The sequence below is a fragment of the Allomuricauda sp. MMSF_3307 genome (assembly GCF_030733585.1).
Taxonomy (GTDB): Bacteria; Bacteroidota; Bacteroidia; order Flavobacteriales; family Flavobacteriaceae; genus Flagellimonas.
Map to the genome: position 1 here is coordinate 619,045 of NZ_JASHIQ010000001.1, position 18,889 is coordinate 637,933.

The following is an 18,889-nucleotide window of genomic DNA, read 5'->3' on the forward strand; positions in this document are numbered from 1 at the left end:
TATGATGGCAACAGAAGTAAAACAGACCACTAGGGCGCAGGAGTCCACCAACGCAATCGAACGGTTGTACATCACCATGCGCCATTTGCTGAACAGGGGATTCTACAAACCCTCCGGTGTTTCCGGTAATGCTTTGCGGACCGCTTTATTATTGCTTAGGCCGGAAATTTATGGCACCATTGCCGAAGATAAGGCCGAGTTGAACGGTTTGATTTACGTGTTGGAACGACTTCCCGAAGGCATCGAGGAATGTCGCTTTATCAACCTTACCTCCGACGAAGGTTTTGCCAAATCACATCTAAAACCAATTGTTCCTCCCAAAAGGAGAAGGAATTGTTATCGTATTGATGACGAGCAGATGAACGTGGAGATTACCCGTGGGAGAAGTGATATTTATGATATTTTGACCCACTTGACCTTCTTGTTCATCGAATCCGGAAAAATATGCAGAAGGGTATTGGTAGACGATGGGACCTCGACCATAAGGGACTGGGATAAGCTTACGGAATTTGTGCTATCGGAAGAAAAGACCTCCGAACAACGTGAGGTGGCATTGATTCACTGCGCCAACATCTTGAGCAGGACCTTTGATGAGGTGGTGGAAATCCAAAACAAGCTTAAGACCCCGGAAGACCCCGACCGCTTTTTGAACGTTATCCATTGGTTGGGCAAATTGGCCATCGAGGAAGAAACTACCGGCAATAAAAGGACCATTACCTTCAGCCCCTTGTTGCGGGAGCGATTGGGGCACCATATCCATGGTGAAAAATGGGCAGATAGAATCAAGGCTACGCTGAAAAACCATGATCTGTTGCACAGGCCACTTCATATCATCAGCGCAAATATGCACAGTGTAATGAATTCCTTGTTCGCCAAAAAAGCATTGGCAGATGAATTCCCCGATAACGACTCCTTGGAAATTTATAAGGCACTAAGCTCGGATAAAAACAAGTCCCTCAATAAAAAGGTTAAAAACCATGCGATGAGCAATGGTATGATTATGTTGGAGGATGAATCCGGAGCGAATATCGATGTACAGATTTTTGACACGGCCAAGTTCGGAAACGGCAGCTGTTGTTACACACTCCCAAATGATATCGCGAAGGATGAAAAACCCGTTATCTTTGTAATGGACTATGCCTTTGGTGAGCAAGCTTATGAGACCATAGACGAACTTTTGAAGCCGATGGAAGAAGGTCAACAAAAAACATTTTTAAATGTGGATTCGGTTTCTATTATGGGAAAGGCAGGTATTTTGGAAGGAGGTAAAGGAGATATTATGATTCCTTCAGCGCATATTTTTGAGGGAACCGCCGACAATTATCCTTTCGAGAACGAACTGAAAGGTTCCGATTTTGAAGGACATGGATTAAAGGTAACGGAAGGAACCATGGTGACCGTTTTGGGGACATCCCTTCAAAACAGGGATATTCTCCAGTTTTTTCACGAGTCTACATGGAACGTTATCGGCTTGGAGATGGAAGGCGTGCATTACCAAAAGGCAATACAATCGGCCTCCCAGATTCGAAAGAGCATTAAAAAGGAGGTGAAGGTGAGATATGCGTACTACGCCTCGGACAATCCATTGGAGACCGGGAGCACATTGGCTTCAGGAGGTTTGGGAACAACAGGGGTGAAACCCACGTATTTGATTACGGACAAAATTTTACAACAAATATTCAATTCATAAGGTATGGCAGACCAACCGGTACAACAGAACAATTCGGATGAAATAGATTTGGGACAATTGTTCCAAATGATAGGAAGGGGCTTTCAAAAGTTCTTCAATTTCATCGCAAGCATATTCAAGGGCATTTTCCACTTGATTATGTTATTCCTGCTTTTTGTGCAAAAGAACATTATTTTTATTGGAGCAGCACTAATTATAGGTGGTGTTGGAGGCTTTATTTTGGACAGTATTATCCCGGAAAAGTATATATCCCGAATGGTAGTGGAACCCAACTTCAACAGTGTCCAGCAATTGTACAACAATATTGCTTTTTATAATGATTTGGCAGAGGCCCAAGATTCGGTGGCATTAGCTACCGCTTTGAACATCACTGAACACGAGGCTGCCAGCATTAAAGAGATTTTTGCGGATTCCTATTCGGATGAGAACCAGAAGATAAAACTTTTTGATGAGTTTATTAGAGAGCTGGACACGACTACGGTAAAAGCTATTGACTACGCTAATTATTTGGAGAATTTCAATTCCATGGATGCTAGGTTCCACCAGATATCCTTGATTAGCACGGACAATAGAGTGGCTAAAAAAGCACAACCGGCCATTATCAATTCGATTGCTGTAAACCAGTATTTTAAATTACAGAAGAGAATCAATGATGAAAACCTGAATCTTCAGGAGGAGATTTATAAGAGACAATTGGTTGAGATAGACTCCCTACAAAGTCTTTACCGCACCGTTTTGGTCAAGGAAGCGGACAAGCCCATGCAGGGCACAAGCATTAATTTGGCAGAATCAGGAGAGTCGAGAGGGCGTGAACTAGCCTTAGTACAGGAAAAGGACGTGTTAAAGGAGAAATTAGTGCGACTGAATCAAGAAAGAGCCAATAAATCCACAATCATTAATGTGATAAGTGATTTTCCAACAAGGGGTGTGGAGCAAAAGGGAATCTGGAACAGTTACAAGTTTAAACTCCCTATTTTTCTTCTCATTCTGGTCCTTGGGGTTTTAGCTTTGCTTGAACTAAACAGATACCTTAAAACGTATAATCAAAAGTAGGGCGGCGTTAGGCTTTTACTACAAAAGTTAAACAATGGTTAGCGTTTTAGTAACAGGTTCCAATGGGCAACTCGGACTCACTTTTCAAGACCTAACCTTGGATTTTCCACAACTCTCTTTTGATTTTAAACCTGCGGATGTCCTAGATATAACGCAAAGAGAGCAAATCGCCGAAGTGTTTGGGAGAGGGAAGTATGACTTTTGCATCAACTGTGCTGCCTTTACCAACGTGGAGGCCGCGGAAAGTAACGCTGAAGAAGCTTTTAAGGTCAACGCGGAAGCTGTGAAAGATTTGGCTCAGATTTGTAAGCAGCATGGCGTGGTTTTGATCCATGTATCAACCGACTATGTTTTTGACGGGGAAAAGAAGAATGCTTACACGGTGGAAGACAACCCCAATCCTATAAATGAGTATGGGAAATCCAAACTGGCGGGAGAAAAATTGATTCAGGAATGGCACTCCGAACATTACATTGTCCGCACGTCTTGGTTGTATAGCAAAAGACATGGACACAACTTTTATAAAACCATCCTTAAAAAAGCACTCGCGGGAGAAGAGCTTCGGGTTACCAATGCCCAAAAAGGACGCCCCACGAACTCGGAGGCATTGGCCCATTTTATTTTGAACGAAATGGTATTGGGCAATAAGCCCTTTGGAACCTATCACTTCGCAGATGGTGACCCGATGACTTGGTATGCATTTGCGGAGCAGATACTTAAACAAAATGGTTTGATTGAAACCGCCAAACTTGTTTTGGACACTAATTATCGTACTTTAGCAAAGAGACCCAAAAACAGTGTTCTCCGTTAACCTAACCATTAACAAAAACATAAGGGACTACTGGTATGGAAAAGCAGATTCCCAGAAAAATTTTAATCACAGGAGGAGCCGGATTTATTGGTTCCCATGTGGTGAGAAGATTCGTTACACGCTATGACTACTACAAGGTTTATAATCTGGATGCACTCACCTATGCCGGAAATTTAGAAAACCTAAAAGATGTGGAGGATGCCCCCAACTACAAATTTATCAAGGGAGACATCACAGATTCCACTTTCATTAATGAACTTTTTTCCAAATATGAGTTTGACGGGGTGATTCACTTGGCTGCCGAATCCCATGTGGATCGGTCCATTTCCGACCCCATGGCCTTTGTACGCACAAACGTTTTGGGAACCGTCAATTTATTGAATACTTCCCTGTCGTTGGCACGTAACAACAAGAATTTCCTGTTTTATCATATTAGCACTGATGAGGTTTTCGGGAGTTTGGGAGAACATGGCTTTTTTACGGAAGAAACCGCCTATGACCCCAATTCGCCCTATTCTGCCTCCAAAGCAAGTTCTGATCATTTTGTTAGGGCCTACGGAGAAACTTACGGACTGCCTTATGTGGTTTCCAATTGCTCCAACAATTACGGACCCAATCAGTTTCCAGAAAAATTGATTCCCTTGTTCATCCACAATATCATACAAAATAAGGCGTTGCCCGTGTATGGGGATGGGAACTACACGCGAGATTGGCTATTTGTTAAAGATCATGCAAGGGCCATCGACCTAATTTTCCATGAAGGAGCAAAAGGGGAGACCTATAATGTTGGGGGCTTTAACGAATGGAAAAATATAGATTTGACCAAATTGTTGTGCATATTGATGGACAAAAAATTGGACAGGAAGGAAGGAACATCGGTTAAATTGATAACCTTTGTAAAGGACCGACCAGGTCACGATGTAAGGTACGCCATAGACGCCTCTAAAATCAATAGAAACTTAGGTTGGGAGCCCTCCGTTACCTTTGAGGAAGGGTTAAAAGAGACGATAGATTGGTATTTTGATAACCAACAATGGCTGGACCATGTGACATCAGGAGATTATCGGGAATATTACCAAAAACAATATCAAGGAGACCATTCATGAAAGGAATCATATTGGCAGGGGGTACGGGAAGCAGATTGCACCCGCTTACTTTATCGGTAAGCAAGCAGTTAATGCCCATTTACGACAAGCCAATGATATATTACCCACTGTCCACTTTAATGTATGCTGGTATTAGGGATATACTGATTATTTCCACGCCCAAAGACCTGCCTTTATTCAAAGATTTATTGGGTGATGGCACTCAGTATGGGTGCTCATTTTCTTATGAGGTTCAACAGGCCCCTAAAGGTTTGGCAGAGGCCTTTATCATCGGAGAAAACTTTATAGGAAAAGATAAGGTGGCCCTTATTCTGGGAGATAACATTTTTTATGGATCAGGATTATCTGATTTACTACAAAAAAATAATGACCCCGAAGGAGGGGTTATCTATGCGTACCGCGTTAACGACCCAGAACGGTACGGAGTGGTTACTTTTGATGAAGCGGGCAAAGCGATTAGTATCGAGGAAAAACCTAAACAGCCCAAATCCAACTATGTGGTGCCCGGAATCTATTTTTACGATAATGATGTGGTTTCTATTGCCAAAAGTATACAACCTAGTGCCAGGGGCGAGTTGGAAATAACCGATGTAAACCGAGCGTATTTGGAAAAGGGCAAACTCCGCGTCAGTATTTTGGATAGGGGCACCGCTTGGTTGGATACAGGAACCTTCCAAGCCCTCATGCAGGCCTCTCAATTTATTGAAGTAATCGAGGAGCGCCAAGGGCTCGTTGTGGGTTCCATTGAAGTGGCAGCTTTTGAGATGGGATATATTGACAAGACCCAATTTAAAAAGTTGGGGGAACCTCTGATGAAAAGTGGATATGGAGAAAGGTTGTTGGGAGTTTTGAACAGGAAAATATGATTAAGGCAACAGAAACAAAGCTAAAAGGATGTTTTGTGATAGAACCACAGGTTTTTGAAGATGAGCGCGGCTATTTTTTTGAAAGCTACAATCATCAAGAGTTTTGCAAGGCAATTGGTCAAGAGGTACATTTTGTACAGGATAACCGATCTTTTTCAAAAAAAGGGGTTTTAAGAGGGCTTCATTTTCAAAAAGGGGGGCACGCCCAAGCCAAGTTGGTTACAGTACTCTCAGGAAGAATTCAGGATGTAGTGGTGGATTTGCGTAAAGATTCTTCTACCTTTGCCCAGCATTTTTCAATGGAACTGGACAGCAACTACAAAAAACAACTGTTCATACCAACAGGATTTGCACATGGTTTTTTGACGTTGAGTGATACGGCTTCGGTTTTGTATAAGTGTAATAATTATTATAATCCAGGGGCCGAAGGAGGTATTCACTTTAACAGCCCGGAACTGAATATAGATTGGTGGATTTGCCCGAATAATCTGCTGCTCTCTGAAAAAGACAAGAACTTGCCGATATATTTGGATTATTAACCTCAAAAGACATTTTAGAATTGAATCCCAATAATTTAGAACAGCAACTTCTACTCGCCATTAAAGCATCCATTGATGCCGGGCGAGCAATTATGAATATATACGACTCGGCAGATTTTGGCACCGAGTTTAAAAAGGACGATTCACCACTGACAAGAGCAGATTTGGAATCAAATAGAGTGATTATGTCGTACTTGACACAAACAAATATTCCGATTATTAGCGAAGAGAATAAAAATCTTGAATACAGCGAAAGAAAAGATTGGGATATATGTTGGATGGTGGACCCATTGGATGGAACGAAGGAATTTATAAAACGAAATGGGGAGTTTACGGTTAACATAGCACTTATTAAACATGGCACTCCGATTCTTGGGGTTATCTATGTGCCTGTCACCCAAGAGCTCTATTACGCCAATGTTGAAAAGGGAGGTTCTTATAAAGTTACTTTGGAAGGAGGTACGAATGCGTTGCCAGATCATCTGCTTGGCAGAGAAAATTTAATAAAATTAAAGGAGAAAAAGGATGCTTCAACGAAAGTGGTGGGTAGCCGCTCCCATATGAACGAGCAGACTGAACATTTTATTGAAGAGCTCAAAAAAGAAGGAAAAGAAGTGGAGATTGTTTCCAAAGGAAGCTCTTTAAAGTTTTGTATCGTTGCCGAGGGTGAGGCGGATGTTTACCCCAGAGTTGCACCTACCATGGAGTGGGACACAGCGGCGGGTCATGCGATTTGTGCCGCCATGGGGTTGAAGGTTACAAATTGGGGGACAGGTGAGGATTTGGTTTACAATAAAGAAAACCTACTGAACCCATTTTTCATAGTTAAGTAAATGATGCAAAAAGTATCCTATAAAAGACACTTGGCCAAGACCATCACATGGAGGGTGGTAGGCACCTTGGATACTATTCTTCTCTCGTGGATTATTACCGGAAACCCATTTACTGGACTTAAGATTGGTTTGGCGGAAGTGGTCACCAAAATGGGACTATATTATTTACATGAGAGATTATGGCTAAAGGTAGGTATTGGGGACAGTCGCAGAAGGCACTTGATAAAAACGATAACCTGGAGGGTTCTGGGTACTTTGGATACCATAATTTTGTCCTGGATAATTTCCGGTGACCCTTTCACGGGACTTAAAATTGGTTTTGCAGAGGTTGTCACCAAGATGATACTATATTATTTTCACGAAAGGTCCTGGTATAGGATCAACTTTGGTCTGGATAAAAGAAAACGAGCTAAAAAATGGAGGAGAACGTCATAAAGCACGACTATAAAATTGGGGTGAATGAAAGAAGAAGGGCCAACGGCCATAATTCTTTCCTAATATTTTTTACAGGTCTTTCGGGTTCAGGAAAATCCACAATAGCCAATGGCCTCGAACAAAAGCTGGTCAAGGAGAACATAAGAACCTACACGCTCGACGGCGATAATGTCAGGAAAGGAATTAACAAGGATTTAAGTTTTTCAGCTGAAGATCGCTCAGAGAACAATAGAAGGATTGGAGAAGTGGCCAATCTATTTGTAGATGCGGGAATAGTGGTCCTTGCCGCTTTTGTAGCTCCGTTTGAAAAAGACCGCAACTTTATTAAAGAAACTGTTGGGGAACATAATTACGTGGAAGTCTTTGTGAACACTAGTTTGGAAGAATGTGAAAAAAGAGACGTAAAGGGTCTCTATAAAAAGGCAAGAAAAGGAGAAATTAAAGATATGACGGGCATTTCCAGTCCGTATGAAGTACCTTTGCGCCCAGATATCATTTTAACGGAAAAAGAGTCTGTTGAAGAGTCAATTAATAGAATATACGAATTGATCCGACCCAAATTACAATTGTAATGAGTAAATATTATTTAAACTATTTAGATGAGTTAGAGTCCGAAGCCATTTTTGTGCTAAGGGAGGTTTGGGCCCAGTTCCAAAACCCGGTAATCTTGTTTTCTGGAGGAAAGGACTCCATTGTGGTGACCCACTTGGCCAGAAAAGCATTCTATCCCAGCAAAATTCCATTTGCTTTGATGCATGTGGATACGGGGCATAATTTCCCGGAAACCATCAAATTCAGGGATGACCTTATCGAAAGTTTAGGAGTACGGCTCATAGTGGGATCTGTACAGGAATCCATTGACCAAGGCAGGGTTGCCGAGGAAAAAGGAAAGAATGCTACTAGAAATGCCCTCCAAATAACAACATTGCTGGATGCTATTGAATCCAATAAGGTGGACTGTGCAATTGGCGGCGGCAGAAGAGATGAGGAAAAAGCGAGAGCCAAGGAACGTTTCTTTTCGCACAGGGATGATTTTGGGCAATGGGACCCCAAAAACCAACGCCCAGAGCTATGGAACTTGTTCAATGGAAAACAGTTTGAAGGAGAGCACTTTCGTGTATTCCCAATAAGTAATTGGACCGAGATGGATGTTTGGAACTATATCAAACGAGAGAACATACAGATTCCATCCCTTTACTTTGCTCACGAAAGAGAAGTAGTTTGGAGAAGTAACTCATGGATTCCCAACTCTGAATTCTTAAAGTTGGATGAAGGTGAGGAAGTGGTCACCAAGAGAATCCGTTTTAGGACACTTGGGGATATTACCATTACAGGGGGAATTGAATCAGATGCGGATACTGTGGAGAAAATAGCTCAAGAGGTATCGGCAATGAGACAAACGGAACGAGGCAACCGAAGTGATGACAAGCGTTCGGAAACAGCAATGGAAGACAGAAAAAAACAAGGATATTTTTAGACAAAGATATGTTGGACAACAATCAACTTTTACGATTTACCACGGCAGGAAGTGTGGATGATGGAAAAAGTACACTAATCGGCCGCCTATTATACGATTCAAAATCTATTTTTGAAGACCAATTGGAAGCCATTGAAACTACAAGCAAAAAGAAGGGGCACGATGGTGTCGACCTTGCACTTTTTACCGATGGCCTTCGCGATGAAAGAGAACAAGGTATCACTATCGATGTAGCGTATCGTTACTTCACCACACCAAAAAGAAAGTTTATTATCGCCGATACCCCTGGACATATTCAATACACCCGAAACATGGTTACAGGTGCTTCAACCGCCAATGCGGCCATAATACTGGTAGATGCCAGGCACGGGGTGATTGAGCAGACCAAAAGACATGCATTTATTGCATCGCTTCTTCAAATCCCTCACGTAATCGTATGCATCAACAAAATGGATTTGGTCGACTTTTCAGAAGAGGCCTATAACAAAGTAATTTCCCAATTCGAGGAATTTTCGTCCAAACTATTGGTAAAGGACGTTCGTTTTATTCCCATCAGCGCATTGTTGGGCGATAATGTGGTAAACCGATCTAAAAAGATGGAATGGTACCAAGGAGCGCCACTGTTGCACACATTGGAAACTATGCATATAAGCAGTGATATCAACAAAGTGGATGCAAGATTTCCTGTGCAAACCGTTTTAAGGCCACAAAGCGAAGAATTTAGGGACTATCGTGGTTATGCGGGCCGTATGGCAAGTGGGGTGTTGAGAAAGGGGGATGAGGTTACTGTAATGCCCTCAGGATTCACATCAAAAATAAAGTCTATTGACACTTTTTCGGGCGAGGTGGAAGAAGCTTTTGCTCCGATGTCCGTATCCATCACCCTTGAGGACGACATTGACATTAGTCGAGGTGATATGATCGTACGTTCCAACAACAAACCAGAGGCTCAACAAGACTTGGAAGTGATGTTGTGTTGGTTGAACAACTCCCCGGCCAAACCAAGAGCAAAATATACCATCAAGCACACTTCCAACGAGCAAAAGGCTATGGTTAAAGAGGTATTGTATAAAATTGATATTAATACCTTAAATCGCAGCTCCGATGATACAGAGATGTCTATGAACGACATTTGTAAGGTAAAAATAAGGACCACCAAACCATTAATGGTAGATCCTTATCGTGAGAACAGGACCACAGGGAGTATCATTTTGATTGATGATGCCACCAATGAGACCGTTGCAGCGGGAATGGTGGTGTAACTTGGGCATATGTCATCCCTTAATAAAATCAAGTATTTTGGAATTGGTCATTTGATTTGTTCCTTTATTATAGGCATAGTTCTTACAATTTCTGGATGTAGGGGAGAAAAAAAAGTTTATAAAATTGACAAGCGAGGTAATTTTGGGATAAGTTTAATTGAACACCCGTTTGTTTTTGAAGAAGAGAACTTCCAAATAAAAGCATTTTTTGTCCAAAAAGATTCGAGTACCAGCGAATATGTTCTTAACCTATGCCTTACCGGGGATGTTTCAAAGTTTCATTATGATCATAGGGCATTCGTACATGCGTTTAAAAGCCTTTCTGATAGCAATAAATCAGTTAACATTGTTTTGAACGACCCAAAAATTTATGGGGATTCATTGGTTTTTAGCAAATCATTAAGATTGAAAAAGGATAGTTTGTTTGAAAAAGTGAATTTTGGGGTCGAGGATAAAATAACGAAAGAAAGAAAATTTGTGCTTACCCTTAAAAATGTAGATTTACAAGAATTTCAAAGAAGAGAATAACTTCGTTCCACCATCAATCGAAATAGCTTAAGTTCCTTAATTTTGTATTAACAATTTTGTATATAGTTATTACTTGTACAAGAGGATATTTTCAAAAAGAAAGCCAAATAACGTGTGCCCAGAATGTTTGCCTCCAAAGCTAAAAACCTCATAAATTGGGAGAATTTAATAACCCTATTTGCCGTTGCCCTTCCATTGGGCCGAGGACTGTTTAACTCCGTTTTTATTCTAATCGCAGCTTATTGGCTTTACAAGGTTTTCAAAGGAGGGGTGAGCTTTAGCAAAAAAGAGCTTGTTTTTTTGGTTGCAGTGTGCGCCTACTATTTGTATTCGAGTATAAGTTTGATTTACACCGAGAATATTGAATATGGACTCGATAAAGTCTATTCTCAATCGTACATGCTGTTTTTCCCATTGTTCTTTTTATGCTTCAGGCAGGAACTCGGGCAAAAAGCATATTTAAAAATTTTTAAAGGTTTTTTGCTCTCTTTGACTACTGTTTGTGTTCTGTCCATTAGTAAACAGCTATATAGTATTTTGGCAGATAATCAGGGATTGACTGCTTTGATGCAGAACAGCTTGTCTACCTCGGTTATAGACAACTACTTTTTGGGTTTTTCCCTGTTACTATCTTTCAGTTTGATTACTTACACCTATATCAAGCAATTTAAGACGCGTATCAGGTTGTTCGGCTCAAATACGCTGGAAATAATTGTTGTTCTCATTTTAGCGGTCACTCTATTGTTGCTCAATAGCAGGAATCTTATCTTCCTTACAGCTTTTGCTGTGGGCTTAATATTCCTCTCGAAATCAATTTTAAGAAAAAAGCCATCCTTCTTTATCAAGATGTTTTTATTACTTATTGGTATAATAGGCGCAAACTATTACGCCAACCCGTTTTTTGAGGAAAAAATGAAAGAAGTGGTCAATTATGACCAAGAAATGAACACGGACAGGTATTGGGGGGGGATGAGAAAATCTATTTGGGACTGTGCAATAAAGGTTGTTGAAGGCGACCCGATTATTGGGGTTGGTATCGGGGATCAGAAAGACCAACTTGAACTTTGTTACAGCATCTACATGCACAATCGGCTTTTGGTAGAGGGTGACAATTTTAATGCACATAACATTTTTTTACAGGTTTTATTGGGAACGGGACTTATAGGGTTAGCTTTATTTCTTTTGTCTTTTTTCTACATGACCAAAAAAGCTATTTGTTCTAAAAACATGTATTATCTCATCTTTATTGGAGTTTTCATATTTGCGGGCCTAACCGAATCCTATTTCGAGAGAAACTTGACCGTGGTATTCTTTTCTTTCTATAACTGCCTATCATTCTTTGCAAAGAGCAATTTTTCCTAGCATCCATGGTAAGTCAAAACTATTGAGGTTTATAGCGGTTTTAATTACACATTGGCTACATTTGCAAACAAAAATTCTCACACTTGATTTTTAAAACAGAAGGCAAAAGCCGTTATTTTGCAGAATTTTACAAATAAATTTACTGGGTCGCACCTAGTTCGCAACCTGGCACAGAATTTTATATATAATCTATTAGGTTTTCACAATTGAGGTAATTGAAACCCTAACACAAATCATTAAAATGCCATTCAAAAGAAGACCATACTCAAATCTGATTACGCCTTTTGCCTATATTGTAGATTTGATCATAATCAACGTGTTTGCGTATTTATGGCCTATGTATCTTTATGAACGTTTGCTTTTTCACTCATATGTGACTTTGGCATGGGTGATCCTCTCCATCAAAAGTGGATTTTACGAAATGTACAGGTTTACAAAGGTGCCTGTTATTATGAGAAAACTGGCAACTCAGTTTTTCTTTTTCTTTTTGATTCTGTATGCTTTTATTGGGCTATTTAAGCAACCTAACATCAGTAGGTTGAATTTAGGCCTCTTCTTCTTGTCGGTTTTTGTTCTGGTTACTGTATTCAAGCTTCTCAATTATTATTTTTTAATGACGTATCGGGCCAAAATAAAAGGGAACCTTAGATATGTTGTGGTGTTAGGGAACAACAATAAAACAAATCAACTAATAAACATGTTCGAGAAGCACGGCGAATATGGTTACCGGGTAGTTAAACAATTTTCTCCCAAAGATGATGCTTTTGAATTTGAGGACTTTTTCAAATACGTTCAAGAACAAAATATCGACGAGATATATAGCTCTGTAAAAGAACTGCAGAACAGAGAAATTGTACAGCTGATAAATTATGCTGACAATAATTTGATAAAACTAAAATTTATTCCAGATAACAAGGAAATCTTCACCAAGGACTTAAAGCTGGATTATTACGAGTATCTACCCATACTTTCTCTTCGGGATATCCCTTTAGATGATCCATTTAATAGGTTTGCAAAGCGAGTTTTTGACTTGGTTTTCTCTTCCGTAATTATTGTATTCCTTTTGTCTTGGCTCATGCCCATTATTGGATTGTTGATCAAGCTTGATTCGAAAGGCCCTATTTATTTTAAACAAAATAGACCCGGTTTTAAAGAGGAAGGATTTGGCTGTTATAAGTTTAGAACAATGGCCATAAATGATGAAACTGAAAAATCGGCTACAAGAAACGACCCAAGAGTTACGAAAATAGGAGCTTTCCTGAGAAGGACAAGCATAGACGAGTTACCCCAATTCATAAATGTATTATTTGGGCAAATGTCGGTGGTGGGGCCACGGCCTCACCTATGGAGACAAAATCAAGAATACAATACTACCATACAAAAATACATGCTACGGCATTATGTAAAACCTGGAATAACAGGTTTGGCCCAAGCCAAAGGCTATAGAGGGGAGATTGTAAAGAACGAGGATATCGTCAATAGAACGCGGTATGATTTTTTTTATGTTGAAAACTGGTCGCTGTTGCTCGATATTAAAATAATACTACAAACAGCGATAAATGTAGTCAAGGGAGAGGAAAAAGCATATTAACCTTAAAATGGTGTACTTAAGTAAGAAAAGTTTTTATGCTGTTTTCTTATACGCTATGTTTGTAAAAGCTGAAGTTTCCAAAAGATAGACAAAAAATAAATGAAAAGAATCCTTATTACCGGTGCGGCAGGTTTTCTAGGCTCACATCTTTGTGACCGATTTATTGCGGAGGGCTATGATGTTATAGCCATGGACAACCTCATTACCGGAGACCTCAAAAATATAGAACATCTGTTTCCGTTGGAGCGGTTTACTTTCTATAACCACGATGTGACCAACTTTGTGCATGTACCGGGAAAATTGGATTACATACTTCACTTTGCATCGCCAGCTAGTCCAATCGACTACCTCAAGATACCTATTCAGACCCTAAAAGTTGGCGCATTGGGAACGCACAACCTTTTGGGCCTTGCAAAGGAAAAACAGGCGCGCTTTATGATTGCTTCCACATCAGAAATCTATGGTGACCCATTGGTTCATCCGCAAACGGAGGAATACTATGGTAATGTGAACACCATTGGTCCAAGGGGAGTGTACGATGAAGCCAAACGCTTCCAAGAGTCAATTACCATGGCTTACCACCGTTTTCACGGATTGGATACACGTATCGTCCGTATATTCAACACCTATGGACCCAGAATGAGACTGAACGATGGCCGTGTAATCCCAGCCTTTATGGGACAGGCCCTTCGTGGTGAAGACCTGACTGTTTTTGGGGACGGTTCACAGACTCGTTCTTTCTGTTACGTGGATGATGAAATAGAGGGAATTTACCGTTTGCTCATGAGCGATTATACCCTGCCCGTGAACATTGGGAACCCCAATGAGATTACCATTAAGGATTTTGCCGAGGAAATCATCAAACTAACGGGAACCGACCAAAAAATTGTGTGCAAACCTTTGCCAAAGGACGACCCCATGCAGCGTCAGCCCGACATTACCAAAGCCAAAGAGATTTTGGGATGGGAACCTAAAGTTGGTCGGGAAGAGGGTATGCGAAAGACCTTTGAATTCTTTAAAGGACTATCTAAAGAAGATCTGGAAAAAACGGAGCATAGGGACTTTACCCATCACAACAAAAAGTAATTTCATTATCAAAAACATAAAAGGCCCGATGTTTATCGGGCCTTTTATGTTTTGTGTATGATATATGGGATACTACCTCACCGTAGTGACTTCGCAGCTATTTGTGGGAACTGTATTCAGAAGTAAGCCTAAATCGCCCATAAATAAGACTTCAATTAAATTTGAATTACATTATTTTTGCCAAAACGACGAACCATGAACATTCTTGTCCTGGGGTCCGGTGGTCGCGAGCACGCCATATCCCTTAAAATTTCCCAAAGTCCCAAAACATCCAAACTTTTTGTGGCGCCAGGCAATGCAGGTACTGCCCAGATTGCTACAAATGTGGAGGTGGGTGTCAACGATTTTAAGGCCATCAAAGCATTGGTGTTGCAGGAAAACATCGAATTGGTGGTAGTGGGACCGGAAGATCCTTTGGTGAATGGGGTGCATGATTTTTTTCTAAATGATGCCGAGTTGAAATCCGTTCCAGTAATCGGACCGCAAAAAGCAGCCGCCGAATTGGAAGGCAGCAAAGAGTTCGCCAAGGAGTTCATGATGCGCCACAACATTCCAACGGCAGCCTATCAAAGTTTTACAAGCGAGACCCTACAGGAAGGCCAAGCCTTTTTGGAAACACTAAAGCCTCCCTTCGTTCTCAAGGCAGATGGTTTGGCGGCAGGCAAGGGTGTTTTGATTTTGAAAGATGTACAAGAAGCCAAAGACGAGCTCAAATCCATGTTGCTCGACTCCAAATTCGGAGACGCCAGTGCCACCGTTGTGATCGAGGAGTTTTTGGACGGGATAGAATTGAGCTGTTTTGTACTGACCGACGGAACCAACTATAAAATCCTACCAACTGCCAAAGACTATAAAAGAATAGGTGAGGGCGATACGGGGCTTAACACGGGCGGAATGGGGGCCATTTCCCCGGTTCCTTTTGCCGATACTGTCTTTATGGACAAAATAGAGCGTCAAATAGTGAAACCGACCGTAGAAGGCCTAAAAACGGATGATTTGCCTTATGTGGGCTTTATCTTTATCGGTCTGATCAAAGTGGGAGACGAACCCAAGGTAATCGAGTACAACGTGCGCATGGGCGATCCGGAAACCGAGGTGGTTATCCCAAGGCTCCAGAGTGATTTGGTCGAAGTATTGCTAGCGATGTCCAATGGAACGTTAGACAAGGTGGACCTCCTCATTGATGAAAGAGCTGCAACCACCGTAATGGCGGTTTCTGGCGGGTATCCCGAATCTTATGAAAAAGGAAAGGAAATCACGGGAACGGAAAATATTAAAGATTCCCTGGTCTTTCACGCAGGAACCAAAATATCAGAGGGAAAGGTTGTGACCAATGGCGGCCGTGTCATAGCTATTACTTCCTTTGGAAAAGATTTTAGGGAAGCGCTAAAAACATCCTATCAAAACATGGAAAAACTCCATTTTGATGGTATGTACTATCGACGAGACTTAGGGTTTGATTTGTAAGGCAACCCCTACTGGCCAACCTAATCACATAGTGTGACCAACATCCTAAAAATTAGTTGAAAACAACCCAAAAACCACTGTACTTTTTAATGTAAAAGTGATTATCAATTCTTGATTGGCTCAACAGTTATATAGATTAGTTATTAAATTATCAGATGTATTGGAGTTATGTGTCCTTTAAATCAAGAAAAAAGTAAGGCATCAATGGATGTAAGTCCAATATGGTTATCTTTGCAGGTCGCATTTTTAAACTAAGGAATGTGGGGAAGAATGTACCCCAAATTGAAAGAACGGATTTTTCTATTTGGGTGCTATAAACAAAAAGCCAACAACCTATGGTTTTTTCCTTAGTTGGAACTTGGTTTCATTACATAAACACCTATCAGTTGCAAATTATATCCTCAACGCTTAAAAATGAACTTTAAAAATGTCTCTTCCATACTACTTCGACTATCATCCAAAGTAGGTGGTGCCTTGGTGGTTTTTGCAATCAGCTTGTTTACCTCCAAGGAGTTTTTTGGGAGTTTTCTTGTTTATTGGGGAATTGTCAGAGTGCTTAGCGTATTGGCGTCTTTTGGTTTGGACAATGGAGTTTTTGCAAAAAGCAATCCAAAAGATGTATCGCAAGAGATTCGTTTCATACTTATTTTTGGCCATGTATTGTTGGTTCTGGGTATTGCCATTTCGTTTATTCCATTGAATATTCCACTGACCAATATTATAGCATTGGTTTATGCGGCCATGTTTACATCCATAACACGCGTACTTTGCAGTTCAATGACTTACGACATGTCATTTAAAAAACCGATTTTAATAGAGGATGTTTTAAAATCCGTACTGCTTTTGGTTTTCTCATTGTTTTGTAGCATGTATTACGCCGAAGGGATTCCAATTGCTATTTTGTTCAGTTCAGCGATACCTATGTTATTCGCTTGGACAACTTTTGATGGAAAAATCTTAATTGGGGTACAAAAAGAAAGTGTTCCTGTTTTGTTAAAACAAATATGGCAGTCTAACATTGCATATGCATTTCAGGGAGTTGGAACGGTTTATCTTTTTCAGTTTGACAAACTAAACGCAGCGTTGTTTTTTGAAAAGGAAGTGGTGGCGAGTATAGGTGTCCATGGCCTGGTGTTTTTAGTGTTCAGCCTAACCAAAGGAGCAATTAATTTTGTTGCACTACCTTCAATAAAAAAGCATGGGTTTAGTGAGTTTAAAAAGTTAAGGAACATTTCTTTTGCTATTTCTATGTTCTATTGTTTAATGTATTTTCTTTTTGCTAAAAGTTTGTTTGCACTTTTGTACGGACAACAATATGATTTTGTTTCTGAGTTTGGACTAATATACCTTGTAGGCGGTGTACTCTTTCTTTCAGCGGGGCCATTGGGACCAATATTGATAATAAACAAGAAAACAAGGAAACTTTTTCTAATGGTCGTACTTCAATTAAGTGTTGTTTTGGCTTTGAGTCTTGTCCAGTTTATTAATGCCGAGGAACTGTATTACTTAATGACCGTTCCCATCATTTGGGCCATTCATTTTTTATTTTCATATCTTAGAAAAAATGAACATCAGGGCAACTAATTATATTCTGGTGATATTGCTGTTATTGGCAGTATACGGAAAAGGCCTTTTTCAGGACAGCATACATGTTCATGATGTGGATCAAGCAAGGTCGGGGATAGTAAAGATCGGAAACATATTTTCTTTGGGCTGTTTACTATCTATTTTTCTTATAACTGGTAAGGTCAGGGGTTTTGCCTTTAAATTTAACCGAGATAACTGGCTCATGAACGTCCTTTATGTGGTTATGTTTTTGAGCGCAATTATTTCAATTAACCCAATAATCAGCATATCAAAGTTCTTTCAACTACTTGTTCTTATTTACGCTGCCAGAACTGTTTTTAACCACTCTGGAAATATTGAGAGTTTTATGGCGCCCTATAGGAACATCGTCTTGGTTTTTAGTATTACCTGCCTTTTGTTCCCAGCCTCACAAGTAGGGTCTTTTATCGATCAAAACAGAATAGCTGGAAACGTACTAATGTATATACCGCCAAATGAAATGGCCGAGCTTATGCTGTTTTCCTTGGCATTCTCTATATTTCTGTACTACAAGAAAAAGCAAACTTTTGTAGATACTATCAATATTGTTGTTGGTATTCTACTAATCTTTGGTACCAAATCTCGATTTGCCTATTTAATTGTTGCTTTAATAGTGTTTTTGTACCTGCTTACCAATATAAAACGGTTTGCCATTATCTTTTTTGCAGGTTTTTTAGCTATTCTTTATGCCGTACTACAAACTGATTTTATTGAGGTTTATATTTTGCGAGATGGAGATTCTTCTAAGCTGTTGGAGTTAACTGGTCGCGTAAAATATTGGGCATTTGCAATAGAGAATATTGATTTGAAGTCTTTGCTCATAGGCCATGGGTTTTACTTTGGTTCAAGATTTTATTTGCCGACAGTTGACCCTCACTTTGCCTACAAAAGTAATCTGGACAATACCTATCTCGAGGTTTTGTTCAATTCTGGGATAATTGCCTTGCTTCTGTTTATTATGGTTCTGTTTAAAATGTTCAGCATCTCATTGAAGAGAAGATACGATTCAATGCTTTTTATCTCTTTTATTATGATTATATCTGTTAAAAGCTTAATTGGCCCATCAATCGTAAAAGAAACAATTTCGTTGGTTTTTTTCTTCTTAACCTTTCATTTTTGCCGGTCCATGATTAGGAATAAAGCAAATTCAAATATCGAACACCAAAAAATATAGGACC

General features: G+C 40.1%; 18 protein-coding genes. All 18 read left to right on the forward strand.

Annotation, left to right across the window (positions count from 1 at the left end; genetic code table 11):
* Nucleotide 1: 1 nt before the first annotated feature.
* Complete coding sequence (locus RBB12_RS02655) at nucleotides 2–1,690, forward strand: DUF6909 family protein (RefSeq protein WP_306012689.1); 1,689 nt, start codon at nucleotides 2–4, stop codon at nucleotides 1,688–1,690.
* Nucleotides 1,691–1,693: 3 nt separating this feature from the next.
* Nucleotides 1,694–2,743 (forward strand): hypothetical protein, encoded by a 1,050-nt coding sequence (locus RBB12_RS02660; protein ID WP_306012690.1) that lies wholly within the window; start codon nucleotides 1,694–1,696, stop codon nucleotides 2,741–2,743.
* 34 nt (nucleotides 2,744–2,777) lie between these two features.
* Entirely contained in the window at nucleotides 2,778–3,554 is a 777-nt protein-coding gene (gene rfbD, locus RBB12_RS02665) for a dTDP-4-dehydrorhamnose reductase (protein WP_306012691.1), read from the forward strand.
* Between the two features lie 35 nt (nucleotides 3,555–3,589).
* Nucleotides 3,590–4,660 carry a dTDP-glucose 4,6-dehydratase gene (gene rfbB, locus RBB12_RS02670; protein WP_306012692.1) on the forward strand — a complete coding sequence of 357 codons (1,071 nt, stop codon included), beginning with the start codon at nucleotides 3,590–3,592 and terminating at the stop codon, nucleotides 4,658–4,660.
* Nucleotides 4,657–5,526, forward strand: a complete 870-nt coding sequence (rfbA, locus tag RBB12_RS02675) for a glucose-1-phosphate thymidylyltransferase RfbA (RefSeq protein WP_306012693.1) — start codon at nucleotides 4,657–4,659, stop codon at nucleotides 5,524–5,526. Before rfbB ends, rfbA begins: the two co-directional genes overlap by 4 nt.
* The gene (rfbC, locus tag RBB12_RS02680; RefSeq protein WP_306029650.1) at nucleotides 5,523–6,065 is read left to right on the forward strand and encodes a dTDP-4-dehydrorhamnose 3,5-epimerase; all 543 of its coding nucleotides are present in this window, start codon (nucleotides 5,523–5,525) and stop codon (nucleotides 6,063–6,065) included. Before rfbA ends, rfbC begins: the two co-directional genes overlap by 4 nt.
* A 20-nt stretch (nucleotides 6,066–6,085) precedes the next feature.
* Nucleotides 6,086–6,898 carry a 3'(2'),5'-bisphosphate nucleotidase CysQ gene (cysQ, locus tag RBB12_RS02685; protein WP_306012694.1) on the forward strand — a complete coding sequence of 271 codons (813 nt, stop codon included), beginning with the start codon at nucleotides 6,086–6,088 and terminating at the stop codon, nucleotides 6,896–6,898.
* Nucleotides 6,899–6,901: 3 nt separating this feature from the next.
* Nucleotides 6,902–7,333 carry a DUF2061 domain-containing protein gene (locus RBB12_RS02690; protein ID WP_306012932.1) on the forward strand — a complete coding sequence of 144 codons (432 nt, stop codon included), beginning with the start codon at nucleotides 6,902–6,904 and terminating at the stop codon, nucleotides 7,331–7,333.
* A complete protein-coding gene (gene cysC, locus RBB12_RS02695; RefSeq protein ID WP_306012695.1) occupies nucleotides 7,315–7,905 on the forward strand; it encodes an adenylyl-sulfate kinase in 591 nt (196 codons plus the stop codon). The genes RBB12_RS02690 and cysC overlap by 19 nt, the downstream gene beginning before the upstream one ends.
* Nucleotides 7,905–8,810 (forward strand): sulfate adenylyltransferase subunit CysD, encoded by a 906-nt coding sequence (gene cysD / locus RBB12_RS02700; protein WP_306012696.1) that lies wholly within the window; start codon nucleotides 7,905–7,907, stop codon nucleotides 8,808–8,810. Before cysC ends, cysD begins: the two co-directional genes overlap by 1 nt.
* An 8-nt stretch (nucleotides 8,811–8,818) precedes the next feature.
* Nucleotides 8,819–10,072, forward strand: coding sequence for a sulfate adenylyltransferase subunit CysN (cysN, locus tag RBB12_RS02705; protein ID WP_306012697.1), 1,254 nt, complete (start codon nucleotides 8,819–8,821; stop codon nucleotides 10,070–10,072).
* A gap of 9 nt (nucleotides 10,073–10,081) precedes the next feature.
* Nucleotides 10,082–10,600 (forward strand): hypothetical protein, encoded by a 519-nt coding sequence (locus RBB12_RS02710; RefSeq protein WP_306012698.1) that lies wholly within the window; start codon nucleotides 10,082–10,084, stop codon nucleotides 10,598–10,600.
* 399 nt (nucleotides 10,601–10,999) lie between these two features.
* Nucleotides 11,000–11,962, forward strand: a complete 963-nt coding sequence (locus RBB12_RS02715; RefSeq protein WP_306012699.1) for an O-antigen ligase family protein — start codon at nucleotides 11,000–11,002, stop codon at nucleotides 11,960–11,962.
* 337 nt (nucleotides 11,963–12,299) lie between these two features.
* The gene (locus tag RBB12_RS02720; RefSeq protein ID WP_313882842.1) at nucleotides 12,300–13,553 is read left to right on the forward strand and encodes an undecaprenyl-phosphate glucose phosphotransferase; all 1,254 of its coding nucleotides are present in this window, start codon (nucleotides 12,300–12,302) and stop codon (nucleotides 13,551–13,553) included.
* A gap of 99 nt (nucleotides 13,554–13,652) precedes the next feature.
* Complete coding sequence (locus RBB12_RS02725; protein WP_306012701.1) at nucleotides 13,653–14,639, forward strand: UDP-glucuronic acid decarboxylase family protein; 987 nt, start codon at nucleotides 13,653–13,655, stop codon at nucleotides 14,637–14,639.
* A 195-nt stretch (nucleotides 14,640–14,834) separates the two neighbouring features.
* Nucleotides 14,835–16,106, forward strand: coding sequence for a phosphoribosylamine--glycine ligase (gene purD, locus RBB12_RS02730; protein WP_306012702.1), 1,272 nt, complete (start codon nucleotides 14,835–14,837; stop codon nucleotides 16,104–16,106).
* A 414-nt stretch (nucleotides 16,107–16,520) separates the two neighbouring features.
* Nucleotides 16,521–17,690, forward strand: a complete 1,170-nt coding sequence (locus RBB12_RS02735) for a hypothetical protein (protein ID WP_306012703.1) — start codon at nucleotides 16,521–16,523, stop codon at nucleotides 17,688–17,690.
* Nucleotides 17,671–18,885: an O-antigen ligase family protein gene (locus RBB12_RS02740; protein WP_306012704.1), complete on the forward strand. Its 1,215-nt coding sequence runs from the start codon at nucleotides 17,671–17,673 to the stop codon at nucleotides 18,883–18,885. The genes RBB12_RS02735 and RBB12_RS02740 overlap by 20 nt, the downstream gene beginning before the upstream one ends.
* Nucleotides 18,886–18,889 lie beyond the last annotated feature (4 nt).

What these genes read in the sequence shown, in the direction of transcription:
- RBB12_RS02720 (WP_313882842.1), top strand. Translation starts at nt 12,300, where the DNA reads ATGTATCTTTATGAACGTTTGCTTTTTCACTCATATGTGACTTTGGCA.
- rfbC (WP_306029650.1), top strand. Translation starts at nt 5,523, where the DNA reads ATGATTAAGGCAACAGAAACAAAGCTAAAAGGATGTTTTGTGATAGAA.
- purD (WP_306012702.1), top strand. Translation starts at nt 14,835, where the DNA reads ATGAACATTCTTGTCCTGGGGTCCGGTGGTCGCGAGCACGCCATATCC.
- rfbD (WP_306012691.1), top strand. Translation starts at nt 2,778, where the DNA reads ATGGTTAGCGTTTTAGTAACAGGTTCCAATGGGCAACTCGGACTCACT.
- cysD (WP_306012696.1), top strand. Translation starts at nt 7,905, where the DNA reads ATGAGTAAATATTATTTAAACTATTTAGATGAGTTAGAGTCCGAAGCC.
- RBB12_RS02690 (WP_306012932.1), top strand. Translation starts at nt 6,902, where the DNA reads ATGCAAAAAGTATCCTATAAAAGACACTTGGCCAAGACCATCACATGG.
- cysC (WP_306012695.1), top strand. Translation starts at nt 7,315, where the DNA reads ATGGAGGAGAACGTCATAAAGCACGACTATAAAATTGGGGTGAATGAA.
- RBB12_RS02725 (WP_306012701.1), top strand. Translation starts at nt 13,653, where the DNA reads ATGAAAAGAATCCTTATTACCGGTGCGGCAGGTTTTCTAGGCTCACAT.
- RBB12_RS02710 (WP_306012698.1), top strand. Translation starts at nt 10,082, where the DNA reads ATGTCATCCCTTAATAAAATCAAGTATTTTGGAATTGGTCATTTGATT.
- RBB12_RS02715 (WP_306012699.1), top strand. Translation starts at nt 11,000, where the DNA reads ATGCTGTTTTTCCCATTGTTCTTTTTATGCTTCAGGCAGGAACTCGGG.
- RBB12_RS02660 (WP_306012690.1), top strand. Translation starts at nt 1,694, where the DNA reads ATGGCAGACCAACCGGTACAACAGAACAATTCGGATGAAATAGATTTG.
- rfbA (WP_306012693.1), top strand. Translation starts at nt 4,657, where the DNA reads ATGAAAGGAATCATATTGGCAGGGGGTACGGGAAGCAGATTGCACCCG.
- RBB12_RS02655 (WP_306012689.1), top strand. Translation starts at nt 2, where the DNA reads ATGATGGCAACAGAAGTAAAACAGACCACTAGGGCGCAGGAGTCCACC.
- RBB12_RS02735 (WP_306012703.1), top strand. Translation starts at nt 16,521, where the DNA reads ATGAACTTTAAAAATGTCTCTTCCATACTACTTCGACTATCATCCAAA.
- cysN (WP_306012697.1), top strand. Translation starts at nt 8,819, where the DNA reads ATGTTGGACAACAATCAACTTTTACGATTTACCACGGCAGGAAGTGTG.
- RBB12_RS02740 (WP_306012704.1), top strand. Translation starts at nt 17,671, where the DNA reads ATGAACATCAGGGCAACTAATTATATTCTGGTGATATTGCTGTTATTG.
- rfbB (WP_306012692.1), top strand. Translation starts at nt 3,590, where the DNA reads ATGGAAAAGCAGATTCCCAGAAAAATTTTAATCACAGGAGGAGCCGGA.